An 881-nucleotide genomic window follows, 5' to 3' on the forward strand; every position below is an offset into this window, starting at 1 on the left:
GGCGCTTCATCTGGCGGGTGAAGCTGTCCAGCACCGCCTCGGCGCCGTTGCCGCGCATCCTGCACAGAACGACGAAGCGCGTCTTGCGCTCGACCATCGTGCCCACCGACGAGCGGTTGAAGGCGCCCTTGATCAGATCGCCCTCCCAATGGCCCGGCACCAGCCGCGCCTCGATCTCTTCGGGGCGGTGCACAATGCGCAGGAAGTCCGGCACCATAGCGCCACTCGACAGCCTGGTGCGCCGTCGGCCGCGGACAGGTTTGGCCTGCCGCAGGGCGTCGATCATCGCCGCCTTCAACCCGCCGCGGGGCTGGGCGTAGATCGCGGCGTAGATGGTCTCGTGGCTCAGGCGAGCCGAAGGGCGCGTCGGGTGTCATGCGCCGCAGTCTCTGCGCGATCTGCTCGGGGGACCAGCGCCGATAGACGAGGTGGTCGTGCACGAAGCGATGGAGCGCGCTGCCCTCGACCAGCCTGCGGCGTCGCCGGCAGCGCGCCCGGCGGGCCTCATACACGCGCCGCGCCACCTGCGGGCAGTAGCTGGCGTCGGTCTGTCGGCCGCGCCCGAGTTCCCGGCAGATTGTGCTGGCCGCCCGCCCAAGAAGCCGACCGATCATCCGCTGACTGCTCCCGCGCTCATGCTCGGCGAAGATCACGCCACGTTCCTCGCTGCTGAGGTGCTTGCTTCGTCTGTCCATCGCGACATCCTATGCCAAAAGGGGCTTGGGTGTTGCACTTGGAACTTGAGCCTAAGCTTCCCCGTCGCGGTGCTGTCTCGAAGGTGGTGGAAATCGGTTCGACGCGATCTCCGGCGCTTTCAGCGTCACGGTTTCACGCGGCGAGGTCACTCGTTTGATCGGTCAGGGGGGCTGAGAGCGTCTCCC

1 pseudogene is annotated in these 881 nt (G+C 67.8%); it reads right to left on the minus strand.

Features of this window, described 5'->3' with window-relative positions:
* Nucleotides 1-695, minus strand: a pseudogene (locus tag DR046_RS25050) (IS30 family transposase); the annotation flags it as partial.
* Nucleotides 696-881 lie beyond the last annotated feature (186 nt).

Origin of the sequence: Jannaschia formosa (assembly GCF_003340555.1) — a bacterium.
GTDB lineage: Bacteria > Pseudomonadota > Alphaproteobacteria > Rhodobacterales > Rhodobacteraceae > Jannaschia > Jannaschia formosa.